The organism is Okibacterium endophyticum (assembly GCF_054780075.1).
This window is the reverse complement of the sequence record NZ_BAAGXA010000012.1, coordinates 124086-142853: the sequence shown is the minus strand read 5'-3', so window position 1 is coordinate 142853 and position 18768 is coordinate 124086. Positions and strand designations below refer to the sequence as shown.

Genomic DNA, 18768 nt, shown 5'->3' with positions numbered 1-18768 from the left:
GTTGAGATCGCGGTACACCGCCCCGTCGGGTGCTGTAGACAGCTTCAAACGACCGGTCAAAGATCGCGTCCTTTCGTGTTCGTGGAATGTACGGCCTTGAGCGCCTGTCTCGCCTCGCGCCGTTGACGTTGCTGAACGGGGTCAGGAACGGGCGCCGACATGAACAGCCGCTGAGTGTATTCCGCCCGCGGCGCGGAGGTGACCTGATCGGCTCGCCCCTCTTCGACGATCCGGCCTCGATAGAGCACAAGCACACGATGGCTGATGTGCCGGATCACGCTGAGGTCATGGGACACGAACAGGTAGGCGACTCCTGTGCGCTCCTGGATCTCGATGAGCAGATCGAGAACCCGCTGCTGGGTCGTGAGGTCGAGCGCCGACACGGGCTCGTCGCAGACGACGAGCCTAGGTTTCAACGCGATCGCACGCGCGATCGCAATGCGCTGCCGCTGCCCGCCCGAGAAATCGCTCGGCAGCCGGCGCCCGGCGTCGGCGGGCAGGTGCACGTGATCGAGCAACTCGCGGACGTGCCGCCGCGCATCCGCAGAGCTCCATCCCTGAACAAGCAGCGGCTCGCACAGGATGCTCTCCACCGAGATCGAAGGATTGAGCGACGAATACGGATCCTGGAACACGACTTGGATGTCGCGGGCGAGCTCGCGACGACGGGCCCGCGACGCAGAGGTGATGTCCTCGCCGTCGAACTCGATCTTGCCCTCAGAGACGCGGGCGAGACCGAGAATCGCGCGGCCGATCGTCGTCTTGCCCGAACCCGATTCGCCGACGAGACCCATCGTCTCGCCGGGGCGCACGGTGAAGGAGATGTCCTCGAGGGCGCGGAACGTTCCGCGACGCCGGGAGGCGTAGTCGACGGCGAGGCCCTCGACCGACAGCAAGGCGTTCATCGTGCTCCCCCTTCTGCGCCCGGTTCGTCGTCGAAGGGATACGGCCGCGTCGGTGTGCCTTCGAGGCTCGCCGCGAGCAAGCTCTTCGTGTACTCGTGGCGCGGTGCAGAGAGGATCGCGGCGACGTCGCCCATCTCGACGATCTCACCGGACCTCATCACCGCCACTCGGTCGCAGATGTCGGCGACGACGCCGAAATTGTGTGTGACGAGGATGACGGACATCCCGTACTCCTTCTGCAGGTCGCGCAGAAGATCCAAGACCTCGGCCTGCACGGTCACATCGAGCGCGGTCGTAGGCTCGTCGGCGATGAGCAATCGCGGGCGGACGGCAATCGCGCCGGCGATCAGCACACGCTGGGCCATGCCGCCCGAGATCTCGTGCGGGTACGAGTGGAAGGCCTTCACCGGATCGGGGATGCCGACGCGTTCGAGCAGTTCGAGCACGTGTGCCTTCGCTCGCTGCCGGCTCATTCCCGCTCGTGTGCGCAGCGGGGTCATCAGCTGATAGCCGATGCGGAACGAAGGGTCCAGGTTGCTCATCGGCTCCTGCGGCACGTAGGCGATATCGACACCGCGCAACGCTCTGCGCTCGGTCTTGCGCATGCCGACGAGTTCTCTTCCGTCGAATCGGATCGACCCTTCCGTCAGAGACCCGCCCTCGGGAAGAAGGCCCAGGATCGAGAACGCCGTCTGCGACTTGCCCGAGCCCGATTCGCCGACGATGCCCAGGACCTCGCCGCTGCGCACGCTCAGGTCTATCCCGTGCAGCACCTCGACGGGTGCGTCTGCGCCCGGGTACGCAACGTGCAGTCCCTGCACAGACAGCAGGGCGTCGGCCGGGTGGTCGGCAGCGGGAGCGCCGACCTGGGCAACCGGTCGCGGGACGCGCGCCCGATCGCCATGACTGTCCTCGAGCGCGTCGCGCAACGCGTTCCCGAACAGGATCAACGCCATGCTCGTGACACCGATGGCGATGCTCGGCCACATCACGAGACTCGGAGAAAGCGTGATGAGCCGGAATCCCTCGTTGAGCATGTTGCCCCACGAGGGTGTGGTGTTGTCGCTCACGCCCAAGAACTCCAGCCCGGCCTGGATGGCGATGGCGATGCTCGCCAGTCGCGCAGCTTGGATGATCAGCGGGGCGCGCACGACTGTGAGGATGTGGCGTCCGATGATCCTCGGGTCGCTCAGGCCAGAGACGCGGGCGGCATCGATGTAGAGCTCGTGCCGGACGGCGATCACCGCGCCTCGGACCAAGCGGAAGATTCCCGGTGCCAGGAGCACACCGAAGAGCGCCATCGCGATCCAGACAGATGGTCCGACCACGGCGCGCACAGCCAGAATGAGCACGATCCCCGGCAACGCCATGTTCAGGTTGTTCACCCAGTTCGCGACCGAGTCGAACCAACCGCGATAGTAGCCGGCGAGAAGACCGGTGGGCAGCCCGATGATGACGGCGACGGCCAGTGCCAGCGCAGCACCGGCGAGGTTGACGCGCGCTCCCCAGACCAGCCGGCTCAGAATGTCGCGACCGGAGCTGTCGGTCCCGAGGACGTGTTCAGCGCCAGGCCCCTGGTTCGCCATACGCAGGTCGACCAGGTTGGGGTCCACGAGGCCCAGCAGAGGCGCGCAGACGGCGATGAGCACGATGAGCAGGATGAGGCCGGCCGATACGACGCCGAGAGGATTGCGCAGAAAGCGGCGGACCAGCTGAGGGCGGGTCGAACGCGGGTCGATTGTGACGCTCATGACAGTCGCACCTTCGGGTTGAGCCAGGCGACGAGCACGTCGACCAGGAGGTTCACGATGACGACGATCACCACGTACGCCATAACGATCCCGATGATCAGGGGCACGTCGGCGCGGGTCGTCGACTCGATGGCGAGGCTTCCCAGACCGGGGAGCGCGAAGATCCGCTCGATGACAACGCTCCCGCCGAGAATGCCCACGACCTGGACCGCGAGCGCGGTCAGACCGTTCGTCGAGGCGTTGCGCAGGACGTTTGTGAGGATGATGCGCCGCTCAGACACACCACGGCTGCGTAGCGTCCGGATGTAGTCCATGCGGAGAACGCCGATAGTGGCGCTTCGCACCTGTTGCGACACGCCGGCGACGCCGAGGATGGTCATCGCGGCCACGGGCAGCGTCAGGTACCACACCCATTGGGCGACGGAATCGACCGGTGCGACGTAGCCTGTTGCCGGGAACCATTGGAGATCCAGTGCGAAGATGCTCACAAAGAACAGCGCGAGGATGAACGCGGGCAGCGCGTCGCCGAGGGTGATCAGCAACTGCAGCACTCGATCGATCCACCCGCGGCGAACGGCCGCGAGTGTGCCGAGCGCGAACGCGATGACTCCGCTGAGCACCGTCACCAGCACAACGAGGCTGACGGTGACCGGCAGACGCACGCTGAGGGCATCCCACACGGGCTGGCTCGTGAAGTACGAGCTCCCCAGGTCTCCCGTGATGGCGTTGCCGAGCCACTGGGCGTACTGGACCAGGAGGGGTTGGTCGAGCCCCAGCTGATGATTGAGCGCGGCGACCTGTTCTTCGGAGGCGTTCTCACCGAGGATGTTGCGCGCGAGGTCGGGAATGGCGGGATAGAGCAGCAGGTAGACGATGAATGACACCGCCACGAGCAGCACCACGCCGGACGCGATGCGGCGAAGGAGAAAGAGAGTCACGGGGTTCCTCGCAGAGGGGGTGCGCCGCGGCGCGGCGCACCCCCTCGTGGCCGGTCGTTATCCGGCCGGCGTGTAGTTGTAGATGGACGGCACGGCCTGCTCGGGCTGGTTGACCACGTCGACCGAGTCGTTGTAGTAGAAATGCTGCTCGAGCCGGTAGATCGGGTTGAACCAGTGGTTATCGATCACGTAGCGGTTGATGGCCTGTGACGCGGTCTCGATCTGCTCGTCTGAGGTGGCGTTCTGCAGCTCATCCAGGTGCGCGTTGAGCTCTTCGGTCTCCGTGCCGAACGGGTTCCAGGGAGCGTCCGGACCGATGAGGAACACGACCTGCGCCCAGTCGAGGCGACGGACGAGGCTCATATAGACGATCGGGAACTCACCGCGGAGCATGGACGGGATCGCCTGGCCCGGACCCCACTCGTGACGGTTGACCGTGATCCCCACTGCCTCCCAGTTCTGGATGAGAGCGTCATAGATCGCGGGGTCCCATACGGGCGAGATCGGAAGCGTGAACGTGAGGTCCTCGGCCCCGGCCTCGGCGAGCAGTTCGCGCGCTCGCTCCGGGTCGTATTGGTAGGCGTCTTCCTGATCCTCGAGGAACCCGAGCGACTCCGGCCCGTAGGTCTGGCTCGACAGCGTGCCTTTGCCCAGCTGCACGACATCCAGCAGGGCCTCGCGGTCGACCGCGAGCGTGAGGGCCTCGCGCACGCGCGGGTCTGCGAGCTCCGGCAGTATCTCACCGTTCCTGTCGAGATACCACACGCCCTCCCAGTTGGTTGCGAACGGCTCGTGTCGCAGGCCGGCGGTCTCTGCGTCGAGAGCCGACGCGTTGCGCTGGAGTACCGCGGCATCGACCTGACCGGACTTCAGCGCATTCAGTCTCGCGGTCTCATCCGTGACGACGTGGAACTCGACCTTGTCGTAGGGGAGCGGCGTGCCCCAATAGTCTTCGTTGCGCACGAGGGTGATCTTCGAACCGATCACTGTCGTCGCCGTGTCGAGCAGATAGGGGCCGGAGCCGACGGGCTCGGCGACGATCTCGTCGGTACCGATGGCTTCCGCGCTTCCCACGTAGCCGCCGGCGCCCGCCAGCCAGTACTGCAGGCTGGGATCGGGGGCCGAGAGGTGGAGCCGGACGGCGTGCTCGCCCGTGACCTCCACGGACTCGATGCTGTTCAGGTTGCCCTGGAGCGGCCCGTTCGCGGTTTGGAAGTGCTCGATGTTCGCCTTCACCACCTCGGCGTCCAGCTCGGTGCCGTCCGAGAAGACGACGTCGTCACGCAACGTGAGGTCGAAGCCGAGCAGGTCGTCGGTGACGCTCCACTCGGTCGCGAGCATCGGGCTGAGCGTTCCGTCGGCTTCACGTTTGAGCAACGTGTCGTACACGGACTGGAAAAGGGGGGCGAGGTGGCCCTCGTTCACCTGGGCAGGGTCCCAGCTGGTCGGCTCCTGGAGGGAGGCGATTCGCAGGAGCGGGGCGGTGCCTGCGGCTTGGTCTTGCGGTTCGTTGCTTCCCGCGGTGCAGGCCGTCGCCGCGAGGGCGACTGTGACCATTGCTGCGGTCAGCGCAAGGATTCTTCGGGTGCTGCGCATGTGTTCTCCAATGAACGCCATTGTTGCGGTAGGACTCCCGAACGGTGCATGTCTGTTCGAGTGAGCTCAATACTAAACTCGATTCAGTATTCGCGCAAGCGGGGCCAGAGACGCCGACGACGACCGATCCCTGAAGCGGATGCGGCGACTGAAGCGGCGACAAAGAAGTCCGCCCGCCCCTCGGCGTGTGCGTGGTCGTCTCGACCGGCAGCGAGAAGCATCATCCAGAAGTGACAAGCGGATTTCTGCGGAAGCGAGCCCACCAGCGAGCAACGCGCATCCGCAACTCGGCCCTCAGCGGCGAGACGCCCCGGTCAGAGGCCGAGCTTCTCGTCGAGCCAGTCGAACATACGCTGATGGGTGAGCGAGCGCGCCAGCGGCTGGCAGTGGAAGTTCGCTCCTTCTGCCGCCGTGAACGGCACCACCTCGTGATCGACGGCCAGCATCGCGCCGAGCTGTTCCGACTGGCCCGGCCAGAACTGTTCGTCTTCTGGGTCGGTGACGAACAACGGCGTGCGGATGGATGCCGCGAGCTCGGCATCGATCCGGTACTCGAGCACCCGGGTCATCGTGTCGAAATAACCCGAGGCCCGATAGGGCCGGGAACGGAAGTTCCACGCGCGAGATCCCGCTTTCGACAGCTTCATGCCGAACGCCATCTCTTTGTCGAACGTCTCTCCGTCGCCGTTGTGGAGCAGGGTGATCATGCTCTTCGGCATGTGAGCCAGCCACGACGCCGACACGTCGACGACGCCGGGATCCGCGATCGCGGCTGCGATCCGGTGCTCGAACGCGAGCGCCCTCGGCACCCAGTAGCCCGCCTGGCTGATGCCGTACATCGCGATCCGTCCGGCGTCGACGTCCGTCCGTCCGAGCAGGTAGTCGACGACGGGGGTGATGACGGCCTCCCAGTCCGGGCGAAAGCCGACGTTGTGCTCGAACAGCATCGACTGCTGCCCCGGTCCGTCGAAGAGCAGCACGTTGTAGCCGCGAGTGACGGCATCCGCCGCACCGCTGCCCCAGAGAGCGCTGACCGCTCCGTCGCTTCCGTTCACCATGATGAGTGTCTGCCGCTGACCCGCTTCTGAGCCGCTCACGAACCAGCCCGGCAGCGCCGTGCCTTCATAGGGGATCCGAACGCGTTCGATCGAGATCGGGGCGTGGTCGACGAATCGGTCCCACGATGCCCGGTGTGCGCGGAAGGTGCTCAGGACCCGGCTGTCGTCCGCGAGGCCGGCTGCGGCATTGACGGCGATGCCGTAATAGTTCGCGGCCCGGAGTGACGCCGCCGCCGCGCTCACGCTGTGGCCGGCAGCCGCAGAGGCATCGGCGATGGCCTGCACACGTTCGCCGAGGCCCGTCCAGGCGGCGAACCAGCCGTCGACATCCTTCTCGCCGACAGAGGCGATCGCCTGCAGGACCTCGCCGGCATCCGCGCCTCCCGACGGAGCGAGTCCGAGCGCGATGCGCACGTCGAAGTCGAAATCGTCGTTGCGATAGAACCCGGCGGTGAAGGCCTGGTGCGGATGCGCGATGACTGGTTTCGACACGTGAAACTCCCGATGGTTTCGCCGTCGGTGAGCACGACCGGCGGTCGTCGAGACGGTTCCCGGCAAGGATGCCACCGATCGAGCCGGCCGCGCAACGCACGCTCCGTGCCCCATCCGGGGGTGAGATTCAGGTGTCGAACAGGTCACGAAAAATTCACCCGAAGCGGGAATGGAATCCATGTTCATGCGGTTGCATGGAATTATGACTACTACGGATATTCACCCCCACTACACCGTCGGCACCTGGACGATCGACCCCCTTCACTCGAAGGTCGGTTTCAGCGTGAAGCACCTGATGATCAGCAAGGTGCGCGGCACCTTCGAGTCGTTCGACGCGACGATCGTGGCGGCAGAGAACTTCGCCGACAGCTCCATCGAGGCGACCATCGACGTGGCCTCCGTCAACACCGGTCAGGCAGACCGCGACAACCACCTGCGCACAAGCGACTTCTTCAAGGTCGACGAATTCCCCACGATGACGTTCCGATCGACCTCGATCTCAGTGGACGGCGACGACTTCACGGTCGAGGGCGACCTCACCCTGCGCGGGGTCACCAAGCCGGTCGTCTTCGCCGGAGAGTTCGGCGGCATCATCACCGACGGCTACGGCCAGACCAAGGCCGGCGCCACCGCGAGCGCCGTCATCAACCGTCAGGACTTCGGCGTCAACTGGAACGCTGCCCTCGAGGCCGGCGGCGTGACCCTGGGCGACAACGTCGCCATCGAGCTCGAACTGCAGTTCACCCTGCAGCAGTAATCCCGTTCCGAGTGGGGCCGCGCCCGTCGGGCGCGGCCCTTCGTGTGTCTGCGCGCCTCTCGACGGTGTTGTGACACTCCGGACGGCGAAGAGAACACCCCCGACGATGAAGAACGCGGGTGGGATCCACAACGCCAGGCCATAGTCCATTCCGTCCGGCATAAACCCGAGTGCCACGGCGACGACCATCCCGGTCCCGCCGGCGACCATCGCCGCTCCAAGGGCCACGAGGGCCACTCTCGCGCTCTTCGTCATGGTGTGGTGCTTCATACGACAGGGGCTCCTTTGCTCACCATGCCGTTGCACGGCGGATGTCTCTGGTAACTGCCTTGCGCCGCCCGCGAGTCTAGTGGGGCGGGCACACGCCTGCCAGCCGAGGTGGGCTCATCGGCTGCCGTTCGGCCGTCGCCAAAGCACCTATCGGCTCCGTATTCCGTGCGTTGGCGACGGATGAGCATCCCGCAGCATCTTCACCCTCTTCGGACGTCTTCGTCCGCCATAATGGGCGAGAACATCCGAAGTGGATGAAAACGCCGTCGGGCACCGGCGATCGGTGGCGAACAGATCACTGTCACACGTTGCTCCTACGCTCTGGCCAAGCTCACCGGGAGGGACGCATGGACAAGTACGACGTCAAGAAAGCGCATAGAGAGCTGTATTCGCCCCCGGCGGGCAGGTTCGTGACGGTCGATGTGCCTGAGTTCCGCTACCTCGCGGTCGACGGGCACGGCGACCCGAACACCTCGAGCGCCTACGCGGCGGCGATCGAGGCACTCTATTCGGTCTCGTTCACCCTGAAGTTCGAGAGCAAGAAGACGCTCGGCCGCGACTACGCCGTCGCTCCCCTCGAGGGTCTCTGGCATGCAGAAGACATGTCGGTGTTCGTCACGCGCGAGAAGAGCTCATGGGACTGGACCATGATGATCAACCAGCCGGAGTGGATCACCGACGACATGGTGGCATCCGCCCTGGAGAACGTGAATGCCAAGAAGGGGATCGCCACGAGCAGACTTCGGATGATGCCCCTCCACGAGGGGACCAGTGTGCAGACCCTGCACATCGGCTCATACGACGACGAGGCTCCCACCCTGCGGCGCCTGCACGAGGAGCACCTGCCCGAGAACCAGCTCGCCTTCAATGGCCTGCACCACGAGATCTATCTGAGCGACCCCCGTCGAACGGCGCCCGAGAGGCTCAAAACGGTTTTGCGGCAGCCGGTGAGGCCCGCGCTCTGACGCTCAACGTCATTCTGAATTCGCCGGCATTCTGAATTCGCCGCGCGCTACACCGTTTGTGACGCGCGCCCCTATTTCGGAGAGCGCGTCACAAACGGTGTAGCGCTCGCCGGTCAGCGTCCAGACAAGCAGCCGACCGCGGTCACACCAGCGGAGGTGGCTGCTTTTCCGGACACTCGCTCGTCTAGGATTTGCCATAGCGTGCGACGACAGAGGAGCATGTGTCCGTGCCCAGACAAGCCCGAGATGACACCGGTGCGAAGAGTGCGCACTCACAGACGCTGTCGCGCGGCATCCTCATTCTCGAAGTGCTCGCCGATGCGCGCACACCGCTCACCATCGACGAGCTCACCGCCGAACTCGGGCTGCATCGCAGTGTCGTCTATCGCCTGGTCAGAACATTGGAGGACCACCGCATTGTTGTGCGGGATGCCTCCGGACGCATCGCTCTCGGCTCTCGCCTCGCCGCCATCGCAGCCGGTGTGTCTCACGACCTGCAGGCCGCCGCGCTCCCCGAGCTGACGACCGCGGCGAACGAGCTCGGCATGACGTGTTTTCTCACCGTTCTCGATCGCGACGAGATCATCACTCTCGTGAGCGTCGAGCCGCGCCATACGATCGGCTCGATCGCGCAGCACCCGGGCACGAGGCATCCGATCGGGATCGGGGCACCGGGAAAAGCCATCTGCTCGCGCCTGCCCGAGTCGAGCTGGCCAGAGACCCTGGACGAGGAACACCGTGCAGACATCGCCGACGTCCGTGTGCGGGGGTGGGCCGCCAGCCACGACGAGGTCATCACCGGCCTGCGGTCCGTCTCGGTGGCTCTGCCCGACCGGGACGCCCCGGCGGCGATAGCCGTGGTGTATGTGTCGAGCACGCAGAGTGAAGCCGAGATCGCAGACCGGCTCGCCACAGCCTCTCGCGCCATCGCCGCCATGGTCTAGGTGCGTCTGGCGGCATCTGGTGCGACGCGCGCCGCCCAGCAGACGGGAGCGTCAGACACACCCGAGATGCCGCCGCGACACGGCGCCACGGTCGGCGCCCACACAGAGCCGTGTATGTACCCGCCTCTGCCTCGGGGCGCGGGGCGGTGGGCCGTGCGCACAGGATCAACTCGTACGCGCCCCTGAACAAGCGCGGGATGGCTGCGGCTCGTAGCGTGGGCAGTGACACGGACGTCGAACCTGGAGGACCCATGACCACATACGAAAGCCTGCTCGCGGCGATCACCCCGGCTTCGGGCAAGACGCGAGAGGTGCTCGACCCCGCAACCGGCGCCCCCATCGGAACCGCGCCGATCGTAGACACCGCGGCCGTCGACGACGCCGTCGCCCGCGCGGCACGAGCCCAGCCCGCATGGGCTGCGAAGAGCGACGAAGAACGCAGCGCTGCGTTGCACCGCATCGCGGATGCCGTCGAGGCCTCGAGCGAGGCACTCGCCGAGATCCTGTCGCGCGAACAGGGCAAGCCACTCAACGGCCTGAACGCGCGCTTCGAGATCGGAGGCTGCGTGGGCTGGCTCCGGGCCACCGCAGACACCCCCCTGCCGACAGAGGTCATCGTCGACGACGGCACAGACTACGCCGAGATGCACTACCGCCCCATCGGCGTCGTCGGCGCGATCACCCCCTGGAACTGGCCGATGATGATCGCGATCTGGCAGATCGCGCCCTCGCTGCGCATGGGAAACACCGTCGTCGCCAAGCCGAGCGAGCACACAACGCTGTCCGGTCTCGCTCTGCTCGAGGTCATGCGACGCGAACTGCCAGAGGATGTCGTGATCGCTGTTCCCGGCGACGGCGACCTCGGTGCGGCGCTCGTCGCGAACCCCTCCGTCGGCAAGATCATGTTCACGGGCTCGACGGCCACAGGCAAGAAGATCATCGAGGCCTCTGCCGGAAACGTCACACGGCTCACCCTCGAACTCGGCGGCAACGACGCGGGCATCGTGCTGCCCGATGTGAATGCCAAAGAGATCGCCGAGGGGCTGTTCTGGGGTGCATTCATCAACACCGGGCAGACCTGCGCGGCTCTCAAGCGGCTCTATGTGCACAACGACGTCTATGACGAGGTGTGCGCGGCGCTGGTCGATGTCGCGTCGTCAGTTCCGATGGGCGTCGGACTCGACGAGCAGAACGTGCTCGGGCCGCTGCAGAACGCCATGCAGTTCGGGATCGTCGACCGCCTCGTCGAGTCCGCGAAGAGCTCGGGAGCGCGTGTGCTGCTCGGCGGCGAGCCCGAGCGGGACCGGCCGGGCTATTTCTATCCGACCACTCTGATCGCCGACATCGAGCCGACGAACGACCTCGTCGTCGAGGAACAGTTCGGACCGGCCCTTCCGATCATCAGGTACTCGAATCTCGACGAGGCCGTCGAGCTGGCCAACGGCCTCGACGTCGGCCTCGGGGCTTCTGTCTGGTCGAGCGATCGCGATCGGGCTCGTGAGGTCGCCGCGCGGATCCAGGCCGGAACCGTGTGGATCAACGCCCACGGCAGCATCCACCCCATGATCCCCTTCGGCGGTGTGAAAGCCTCTGGCTATGGCCTCGAGTTCGGAACAGAGGGACTCAAGTCGGTGTCGATGCCGCAGGTGATCAGCGGCTGAACCACGGCGGAGCGGCCGGTGCGTTCTTGCGTCTGGCCCCGTCTGCCCGTCGCGATCACGGACGGGCAGTGGGGCCAGACGCATGATCGTATACAATCGGCCCTGATCGTGCACGGGCAAACGACGACGCATCTCAGCCGCGCCCGTCGCCGCCCGCCCCGCAGACAAGGATGTGATGCCATGGATGAGACCGAGCGAATGGCGATCGCCGATGAGCTCGCCGACGCCCACGACCGGCGCGCCATCGTGCCGCTTCTCACCGGGCGCCACCCGGGCATGACCATCGAGGACTCGTACGCCATCCAGGCGCTCTGGGCGAGCCGTCGGGCCGAAGGCGGCCATCGGGTCGTCGGTCACAAGATCGGGCTGACCTCGAAGGTGATGCAGGCGGCGACGGGCATCACCGAGCCGGACTACGGCGTGATCTTCGACGACCAGGTCTTCGAGTCCGGCTCGAGCCTGGACTTCGACGCGTATTCGAATGTGAGGATCGAAGTCGAGCTCGCGTTTGTGCTCGGACGCACACTCTCCGGCGCCCACAGCACGATCTTCGACGTGCTCGACGCCACGGAGTACGTCGTGCCGGCACTCGAGGTGCTCAATTCGCACATCGAGCTGGATGGACGGACCATCGTCGACACCATTGCCGACAACGCGGCACTCGGTGCGATGGTTCTCGGCGGCAACCCCGTCAGGCCCAGTGAGGTGGACCTTCGCTGGGTTTCGGCGCTGCTCTACCGCAATCAGACGATCGAGGAGTCCGGGGTCTCCGGCGCGGTGCTCGGGCACCCGGCGCTCGGGGTGGCGTGGCTCGCGCGCAAGCTCGCACGGCACGGGGGTGAGCTGACCGCAGGCGAGATCATCCTCGCCGGTTCGTTCACCAGGCCGCTCTGGGTCGAGCGCGGCGACACGGTTCACGCGGAGTATTCAGGGCTGGGAGCCGTGACATGCCGATTCGAATGACTCTTCCCCCGACCTTCATCGAACGCCTTCACGCTGCGGATCGCCCGCTCATCGGCATGTGGGTCGTCTCGGGCAGCCCGGTCGCCGCAGAGATCGCCGCCGGCAGCGGTCTCGACCTCATTCTCATCGACGGCGAGCATTCGGCCAACACGCTCGAAAGCATCCAGACCCAACTGCAGGTCGTGGCCGCGTATAACGTCTGCCCCGTCGTGCGCGTGCCGTTCGGCGACACGGTGACGATCAAGCAATACCTCGACCTCGGCGCGCAGAACCTCATCGTTCCCATGGTCGAGTCGGCCGAGCAGGCGCGAGAGCTCGTGCGCGCCGTGCGGTACCCGCCGCACGGCGTCCGCGGCGTCGGCAGTGCGCTTGCCCGCGCATCCAGGTGGAACCGGGTCGACGGGTATCTCGCGGCGGCGAGCGACACCGTCACACTCACGGTTCAGATCGAGTCAGCGATCGCCGTCGAGCACGCGGCAGAGATCCTGGCCGTCGACGGCGTCGACGCCGTATTCGTCGGCCCCGCCGATCTCGCCGCCTCGCTCGGGGTGCTCGGCAGGCAGGACCACCCCTCGGTGACGGATGCCGTCGATCGCGTCATCGCCGCCGCCCACGCGGCCGGCAAGCCGGCGGGCGTCAACGCTTTCGATCAGCTGATGGCTGAGCGCCACCTGTCCGGCGGAGCGCACTTCGTCTTCGTCGGGGCCGATGTCTCGCTTCTCGCCAGAGCCTCTGAGGCACTCGCGGAACGCTTCATCCACGGTCGTGGGGGCTCGGCTCGTTCCGACGGGTACTAGGTCTTCCCCTCTGCCCCACGATTGTATATGATTTCATATATCAACGAGAGGCTGTGCAATGGGCATCACAGGTGTCGCTTCCGGCGGAAAGATCATCGCCGTGCATCTGAACTATCCGTCGCGGGCGGCACAGCGCGGCCGCACGCCGGCGCACCCCTCGTATTTCTTCAAACCGTTCTCGTCGGTGTCTGGATCGGGTGACACCATCGAACGACCGCACGGCGCCGAGCTTCTCGCCTTCGAGGGTGAGATCGCCCTCATCATCGGCGATCCCGCCAGACGAGTCTCTCCAGACACCGCCTGGTCGCACGTCGCCGCCGTCACCGCGGCGAACGACTTCGGCTTGTACGACCTGCGCAGCGCAGACAAGGGCTCGAACGTCCGGTCCAAGGGCGGCGACGGCTACACCCCGCTCGGGCCAGACGTCATTCCGGCGGAATCGGTGAGCCCGGACGCCCTGCGCGTGCGCACCTGGGTCAACGGTCAGCTCGTGCAAGAAGACAGCTCGGCGACCCTTCTCTTTCCGTTCGGACAGCTGATCGCCGATCTCTCACAGCTTATGACGCTCGAGACCGGTGACGTGATCCTGACGGGCACGCCGGCCGGCTCATCGGTTGTGCTGCCCGGCGACGTGGTCGAGGTCGAGGTCGATGCCCCCGATTCCCCCGGCGCTCCGAGTTCCGGACGGCTGGTCACCACGGTCGCCCAGGGCCGCGAACCGTTCGCCGAGCACGGCGCCACACCAGAGGTCGACGAGCGTCAGCGCATCGAGGCGTGGGGAGACGCCGAGCGCGCCGCTGCCGCAGACGCAGCATCCCACGCGACAGCGCACACAGCATCCCACGCGACAGCGCACACAGCTGAACCTGCCGTCGCTCCGCTGGAGCCGGGGCTCGTGAAGCAACTGTCGAGCGTCGCCACCGCCACGCTGAGCGCCAGACTGCGTGCTCGGGGCCACACAGACGTCTTCATCGAGGGTGTCCACGCCTCCCGGGCAGGCACACGGCTCGTCGGCGTCGCACGCACCCTGCGCTTCATCCCGTTCCGCCCCGATCTCTTCGCCGAGCACGGCGGCGGGTTCAACGCCCAGAAGCGCGCATTCGACACCGTCGGCCCCGGCGAGGTCATCGTGATCGACGCCCGTCAGGATCGGACCTCTGGCACCGTCGGCGATGTGCTCGCACTGCGAGCCCAGCACCGGGGCGCGGCGGGCATCGTGACAGACGGCGGCATCCGTGATTTCGAACAGGTCGCCTCGTTCGACATCCCCACGTTCTCGCAGGGCGCTCACCCGTCTGTGCTCGGGCGACGGCACGTTCCGTGGGAGACGGATGTCGCGATCGGCTGCGGCCGAGCGACTGTCGTTCCCGGCGACGTGATCGTCGGCGACGGCGACGGCGTGATCGTCATTCCGCGCGCGCTCGCCGCCGAGATGGCCGCCGAAGCCGTCGCCCAAGAGGCCGAGGACGAGTGGATCGCCGAGCGGGTCGCCGCCGGTGAGGCCGTCGACGGGCTTTTCCCGATGAACGCGGCCTGGAGAGCCAGGTACACACGCGAACGGGAGGGCCGACGATGAGCGCAGAGAGCAAATCCCAGCGGGCATACAGCTACATCCGCGAACGCATCGACGACGGCCGCTTCGTTCCCGGCTACCGGCTTGTGCTCGGCCAGATCGCGGGCGAACTCGACATCAGCGCCGTTCCCGTGCGCGAGGCCATCCGCCGCCTCGAGGCAGAGGGCCTCGTCACCTTCGAACGCAACGTCGGCGCACAGGTCGCTCTTCTGCAAGAGACCGAGTACCTCTTCACCATGCAGACCCTCGCCCTCGTCGAAGGCGCCGCCACGTCGATGAGCGCCCCGTATCTCACCCCCGGGCATCTGACGCGCGCGCGAGAGATCAACGAGCGCATGCGCCGCAGCCTGAACGATTTCGACCCGCACACGTTCACAGAGCTCAACCTCGAGTTCCACTCCGTTCTGTTCGAGGAATGCCCGAACCCGCATCTGCTCGATCTCGTGCACCGCGGATGGAACAGGCTGAGGCTGCTGCGCGACTCGACGTTCAGCTTCGTTCCCGGCCGCGCCACGCAGTCCGTCGACGAGCACAACGGCATCCTGGCCCTGCTCGAATCGGGTGCAGACGCCCTTCAGATCGAACTCGCCGCTCGTGAACACCGCACGGCCACACTCGACGCCATGCTCGCCTATCAGGCCGAGCACAGACCCCCGGCTGCTGCGCCGCTCGCGCGGGCCGCTGAATGAAGGAGCCTCCGATGACCAACCACGTGCCCGCAGACCTGCCCGAGCGCATCCGCCATTTCATCGACGGCGAGCTCGTCGACTCGATCGACGGCGACACCTTCGACGTGCTCGACCCGGTGTCGAACGAGACCTATGTGCAGGCCGCCGCCGGAAAACAGGCAGACATCGACCGCGCGGTCGCCGCCGCGAAGCGCGCCTTCGATGAGGGACCGTGGCCACGCCTGCTGCCCCGCGAGCGCAGCCGGGTGCTGCACCGCATTGCGGATGCCGTCGAGGCCCAAGACGCACGGCTCGCCGAGCTCGAGACATTCGACACGGGCCTGCCGATCACACAGGCTCTCGGTCAGGCCAAGCGGGCGTCTGAGAACTTCCGGTTCTTCGCCGACCTGATCGTCGCCCAGCACGACGACACCTACAAGATGCCAGGTCGGCAGGTCAACTACGTCAACCGCAAGCCGATCGGCGTCGCCGGGCTGATCACCCCCTGGAACACCCCGTTTATGCTCGAGAGCTGGAAGCTTGCACCCGCTCTCGCCACCGGCAACACGGTTGTTCTCAAACCCGCGGAGTTCACCCCGCTCTCTGCCAGCCTGTGGGCCGAGATCTTCCGTGAGGCAGGTGTGCCAGACGGTGTCTTCAACCTGGTCAACGGGCTGGGCGAAGAGGCCGGAGACGCCCTCGTCAAGCACCCCGACGTTCCGCTCATCTCGTTCACCGGCGAAAGCCGCACCGGGCAGATCATCTTCGCCAACGCGGCGCCGTTCCTCAAGGGCCTCTCGATGGAGCTCGGCGGCAAGTCGCCCGCCGTCGTCTTCGCCGACGCCGACATCGACGACGCTCTCGACGCCACGGTCTTCGGCGTCTTCTCACTCAACGGAGAGCGCTGCACAGCCGGCAGCCGCATCCTCGTCGAGCGCTCCATCTACGACGACTTCGTGGAGCGCTACGCCCAACGGGCGAAGAACGTCGTCGTCGGCGACCCGCACGACCCGGCCACGGAGGTCGGCGCCCTCGTTCATCCCGAGCACTACGACAAGGTGATGGGCTACATCGAGATCGGCAAGACCGAGGCTCGCCTCGTCGCCGGGGGCGGCCGGCCAGAGGGTTTTCCAGACGGCAACTACGTCGCTCCGACGGTGTTCGCGGATGTCGCCCCAGAGGCGCGGATCTTTCAAGAAGAGATCTTCGGCCCGGTCGTCGCGATCACTCCGTTCGACGACGATGACGACGCCCTCGCTCTCGCGAACAACACGGCGTACGGTCTTGCCGCCTACATCTGGACGAACAACCTGAAGCGCGCACACAACTTCGCGCAGAGCGTCGAGGCCGGCATGGTGTGGCTCAACTCGAACAACGTGCGCGACCTGCGCACCCCGTTCGGCGGGGTCAAGGCCTCTGGACTCGGCCACGAGGGCGGATACCGGTCCATCGACTTCTACACCGACCAGCAGGCCGTGCACATCACTCTCAACCAGGCGCACTCCCCCCGGTTCGGCCGCGGCAGCGGAGCCACCTCCTCTCACTGACCAACTCTCAGATCGCCGCTCCGCGGCAGACAGAAGGACGCCCATCATGTCGAACCCGATCACCCCCTCCTCACCCGAGCCGGTCGTCACCGAGACGCACCCGATACCGGCCCCGCGCTCGCCCATCCCCACACCGACAGCGACTCCCCCGGACGTGCTGCGCTGCGCATACATGGAGATCGTCGTCACCGACCTCGAGGCCAGCCGCAGGTTCTATGTCGACGTGCTCGGCCTCATCGTCACAGAAGAAGACGAGAACACCGTCTACCTGCGCAGCTTCGAGGAGTTCATCCACCACAACCTCGTGCTGCGCAGGGGACCGGTGGCGGCCGTGGCGGCGTTCAGCTATCGGGTGCGCAGCCCAGAGGACCTCGATCGCGCCGTCGAGTTCTATACGGAGCTCGGCTGCCGGGTCGAGCGGCGCGCCGACGGCTATGTGAAGGGCATCGGGGACTCGGTGCGGGTCGAAGACCCGCTCGGTTTTCCCTACGAGTTCTTCCACGACGTCGAGCACGTCGAACGCCTCGCCTGGCGCTACGACCTCTATACCCCTGGCGCTCTCGTGCGCCTCGACCACTTCAACCAGGTCACCCCAGACGTGCCCCGCGCCGTGACGTACATGGAGGATCTCGGGTTCCGCGTCACCGAAGACATCCAAGACGAGGCCGGCACGTCATACGCCGCGTGGATGCGCCGCAAGTCGACGGTGCACGACACGGCGATGACCGGAGGCGACGGGCCGCGTATGCACCACGTCGCATTCGCGACGCACGAGAAGCACAACATCATCGCCATCTGCGACAAGCTCGGTGCTCTGCGGATGTCTGACGTGATCGAGCGCGGGCCCGGGCGTCACGGAGTGTCGAACGCCTTCTACCTCTACATTCGCGACCCGGACGGCCACCGTGTCGAGATCTACACCCAGGACTACTACACGGGCGATCCGGACAACCCGGTCGTCACGTGGGACGTGCACGACAACCAGCGCCGAGACTGGTGGGGAAACCCCGTTGTGCCCAGCTGGTACACAGAGTCGTCGCTTGTGCTCGACCTCGACGGCAACCCGAAGCCGCTCACCAGCAGGAGCGAAGACTCCGAGATGGAGGTCACCATCGGCGCGGACGGCTTCTCGTACACCCGCAAAGGCGAGGGCGAAGAAGCACGGGGATTCAAGCTCGGCAACACTCTGTGAAATCTGACCGGGCGCCGCTGGCGCCCGGTCTCTCACCGGGCCCCACCTCTCGGGCAGGTCGTCCACCGGGGCGGCGGGCCCGACCCGGTTCAGACGACGGATGCCGCCGGCGCGAGGGCCTGCCGGGTCCAGGGTGAGAGGGCGGCAGACGAACTCCATTGAATCGGGCTCCGAAGAGTGTGAGACTGCGACGGGTGGCGAATGCCCGCACGGGGCATCCGCCTGCCCCGACGAAAGGAATCACAATGTCAGTCAATCTGGAGGACGCCCGCCGCGTCATAGCCGCCGCCGAGGCACGTGCCGACGAGATCGGCCAGCCCATGAACATCGCCGTGGTGGATGCCGGCGGCAACCTTGTCGCCCATGTCCGCCAGGACGGCGCATGGATCGGCAGCATCGAGATCTCGATCAGCAAGGCCTGGACGGCGAAGGCATTCGACATCTCGACCAAGGACCTCGGCGACAATGCGCAGCCGACGCAGCAGTTCTTCGGCATTCACACCACCAATCACGGTCGTGTCGCGATTTTCGCCGGCGGGGTTCCTCTCACCCGTGACGGCAGGGTGATCGGCGCGGTCGGCGTCAGCGGCGGCTCGGGCGAACAGGATCAGACCGTCGCAGAAGCAGGCGCCGCCGCCCTCTGATCGCGTCTTCTGAGAGTCGGGACGGGTCGCTCTGTGGGCGACCCGCC

At 66.2% G+C, this 18768-nt stretch carries 16 protein-coding genes; 11 read left to right on the top strand and 5 right to left on the bottom strand.

Translation table 11 applies throughout. The features are described from left to right. Nucleotides 1-56: 56 nt before the first annotated feature. The 5 genes from ACYVF5_RS14755 to ACYVF5_RS14735 form a co-directional block, all read right to left on the bottom strand. Nucleotides 57-905 (bottom strand): ABC transporter ATP-binding protein, encoded by an 849-nt coding sequence (locus tag ACYVF5_RS14755; protein WP_460947744.1) that lies wholly within the window; start codon nucleotides 903-905, stop codon nucleotides 57-59. Next, nucleotides 902-2656 carry a dipeptide/oligopeptide/nickel ABC transporter permease/ATP-binding protein gene (locus ACYVF5_RS14750; RefSeq protein ID WP_460947742.1) on the bottom strand — a complete coding sequence of 585 codons (1755 nt, stop codon included), beginning with the start codon at nucleotides 2654-2656 and terminating at the stop codon, nucleotides 902-904. The genes ACYVF5_RS14755 and ACYVF5_RS14750 overlap by 4 nt, the downstream gene beginning before the upstream one ends. Next, nucleotides 2653-3594 (bottom strand): ABC transporter permease, encoded by a 942-nt coding sequence (locus ACYVF5_RS14745; protein ID WP_460947740.1) that lies wholly within the window; start codon nucleotides 3592-3594, stop codon nucleotides 2653-2655. The genes ACYVF5_RS14750 and ACYVF5_RS14745 overlap by 4 nt, the downstream gene beginning before the upstream one ends. A gap of 57 nt (nucleotides 3595-3651) precedes the next feature. After that, nucleotides 3652-5190 (bottom strand): ABC transporter substrate-binding protein, encoded by a 1539-nt coding sequence (locus ACYVF5_RS14740; RefSeq protein ID WP_460947738.1) that lies wholly within the window; start codon nucleotides 5188-5190, stop codon nucleotides 3652-3654. Nucleotides 5191-5504: 314 nt separating this feature from the next. Then, nucleotides 5505-6740 carry an alpha/beta hydrolase family protein gene (locus tag ACYVF5_RS14735; RefSeq protein WP_460947736.1) on the bottom strand — a complete coding sequence of 412 codons (1236 nt, stop codon included), beginning with the start codon at nucleotides 6738-6740 and terminating at the stop codon, nucleotides 5505-5507. A 202-nt stretch (nucleotides 6741-6942) separates the two neighbouring features. On the opposite strand from ACYVF5_RS14735, the gene ACYVF5_RS14730 reads away from it, so the two are divergent. From ACYVF5_RS14730 to ACYVF5_RS14680, 11 genes are all read left to right on the top strand, one after another. Next, nucleotides 6943-7497 (top strand): YceI family protein, encoded by a 555-nt coding sequence (locus ACYVF5_RS14730; protein ID WP_460947734.1) that lies wholly within the window; start codon nucleotides 6943-6945, stop codon nucleotides 7495-7497. Between the two features lie 617 nt (nucleotides 7498-8114). Then, nucleotides 8115-8732 (top strand): GyrI-like domain-containing protein, encoded by a 618-nt coding sequence (locus ACYVF5_RS14725; RefSeq protein WP_460947732.1) that lies wholly within the window; start codon nucleotides 8115-8117, stop codon nucleotides 8730-8732. A gap of 227 nt (nucleotides 8733-8959) precedes the next feature. Further along, nucleotides 8960-9676, top strand: coding sequence for an IclR family transcriptional regulator (locus tag ACYVF5_RS14720; protein WP_460947730.1), 717 nt, complete (start codon nucleotides 8960-8962; stop codon nucleotides 9674-9676). A gap of 251 nt (nucleotides 9677-9927) precedes the next feature. Next, a complete protein-coding gene (locus tag ACYVF5_RS14715; protein WP_460947728.1) occupies nucleotides 9928-11337 on the top strand; it encodes an aldehyde dehydrogenase family protein in 1410 nt (469 codons plus the stop codon). A 180-nt stretch (nucleotides 11338-11517) separates the two neighbouring features. Continuing rightward, nucleotides 11518-12300: a 2-keto-4-pentenoate hydratase gene (locus ACYVF5_RS14710; RefSeq protein ID WP_460947726.1), complete on the top strand. Its 783-nt coding sequence runs from the start codon at nucleotides 11518-11520 to the stop codon at nucleotides 12298-12300. Beyond that, the gene (locus tag ACYVF5_RS14705; RefSeq protein WP_460947724.1) at nucleotides 12285-13097 is read left to right on the top strand and encodes an HpcH/HpaI aldolase family protein; all 813 of its coding nucleotides are present in this window, start codon (nucleotides 12285-12287) and stop codon (nucleotides 13095-13097) included. The genes ACYVF5_RS14710 and ACYVF5_RS14705 overlap by 16 nt, the downstream gene beginning before the upstream one ends. Before the next feature lie 58 nt (nucleotides 13098-13155). After that, nucleotides 13156-14673, top strand: coding sequence for a fumarylacetoacetate hydrolase family protein (locus ACYVF5_RS14700; RefSeq protein ID WP_460947723.1), 1518 nt, complete (start codon nucleotides 13156-13158; stop codon nucleotides 14671-14673). Next, a complete protein-coding gene (locus ACYVF5_RS14695) occupies nucleotides 14670-15359 on the top strand; it encodes a GntR family transcriptional regulator (RefSeq protein WP_460947721.1) in 690 nt (229 codons plus the stop codon). Before ACYVF5_RS14700 ends, ACYVF5_RS14695 begins: the two co-directional genes overlap by 4 nt. 11 nt (nucleotides 15360-15370) lie before the next feature. Further along, on the top strand, nucleotides 15371-16885 hold the full coding sequence (gene hpaE / locus ACYVF5_RS14690) for a 5-carboxymethyl-2-hydroxymuconate semialdehyde dehydrogenase (RefSeq protein WP_460947719.1): 1515 nt from the start codon (nucleotides 15371-15373) through the stop codon (nucleotides 16883-16885). Between the two features lie 46 nt (nucleotides 16886-16931). Beyond that, nucleotides 16932-18077, top strand: coding sequence for a 3,4-dihydroxyphenylacetate 2,3-dioxygenase (hpaD, locus tag ACYVF5_RS14685; RefSeq protein WP_460947717.1), 1146 nt, complete (start codon nucleotides 16932-16934; stop codon nucleotides 18075-18077). Nucleotides 18078-18322: 245 nt separating this feature from the next. After that, nucleotides 18323-18721 carry a GlcG/HbpS family heme-binding protein gene (locus ACYVF5_RS14680; RefSeq protein ID WP_460947715.1) on the top strand — a complete coding sequence of 133 codons (399 nt, stop codon included), beginning with the start codon at nucleotides 18323-18325 and terminating at the stop codon, nucleotides 18719-18721. Nucleotides 18722-18768: the final 47 nt, after the last annotated feature.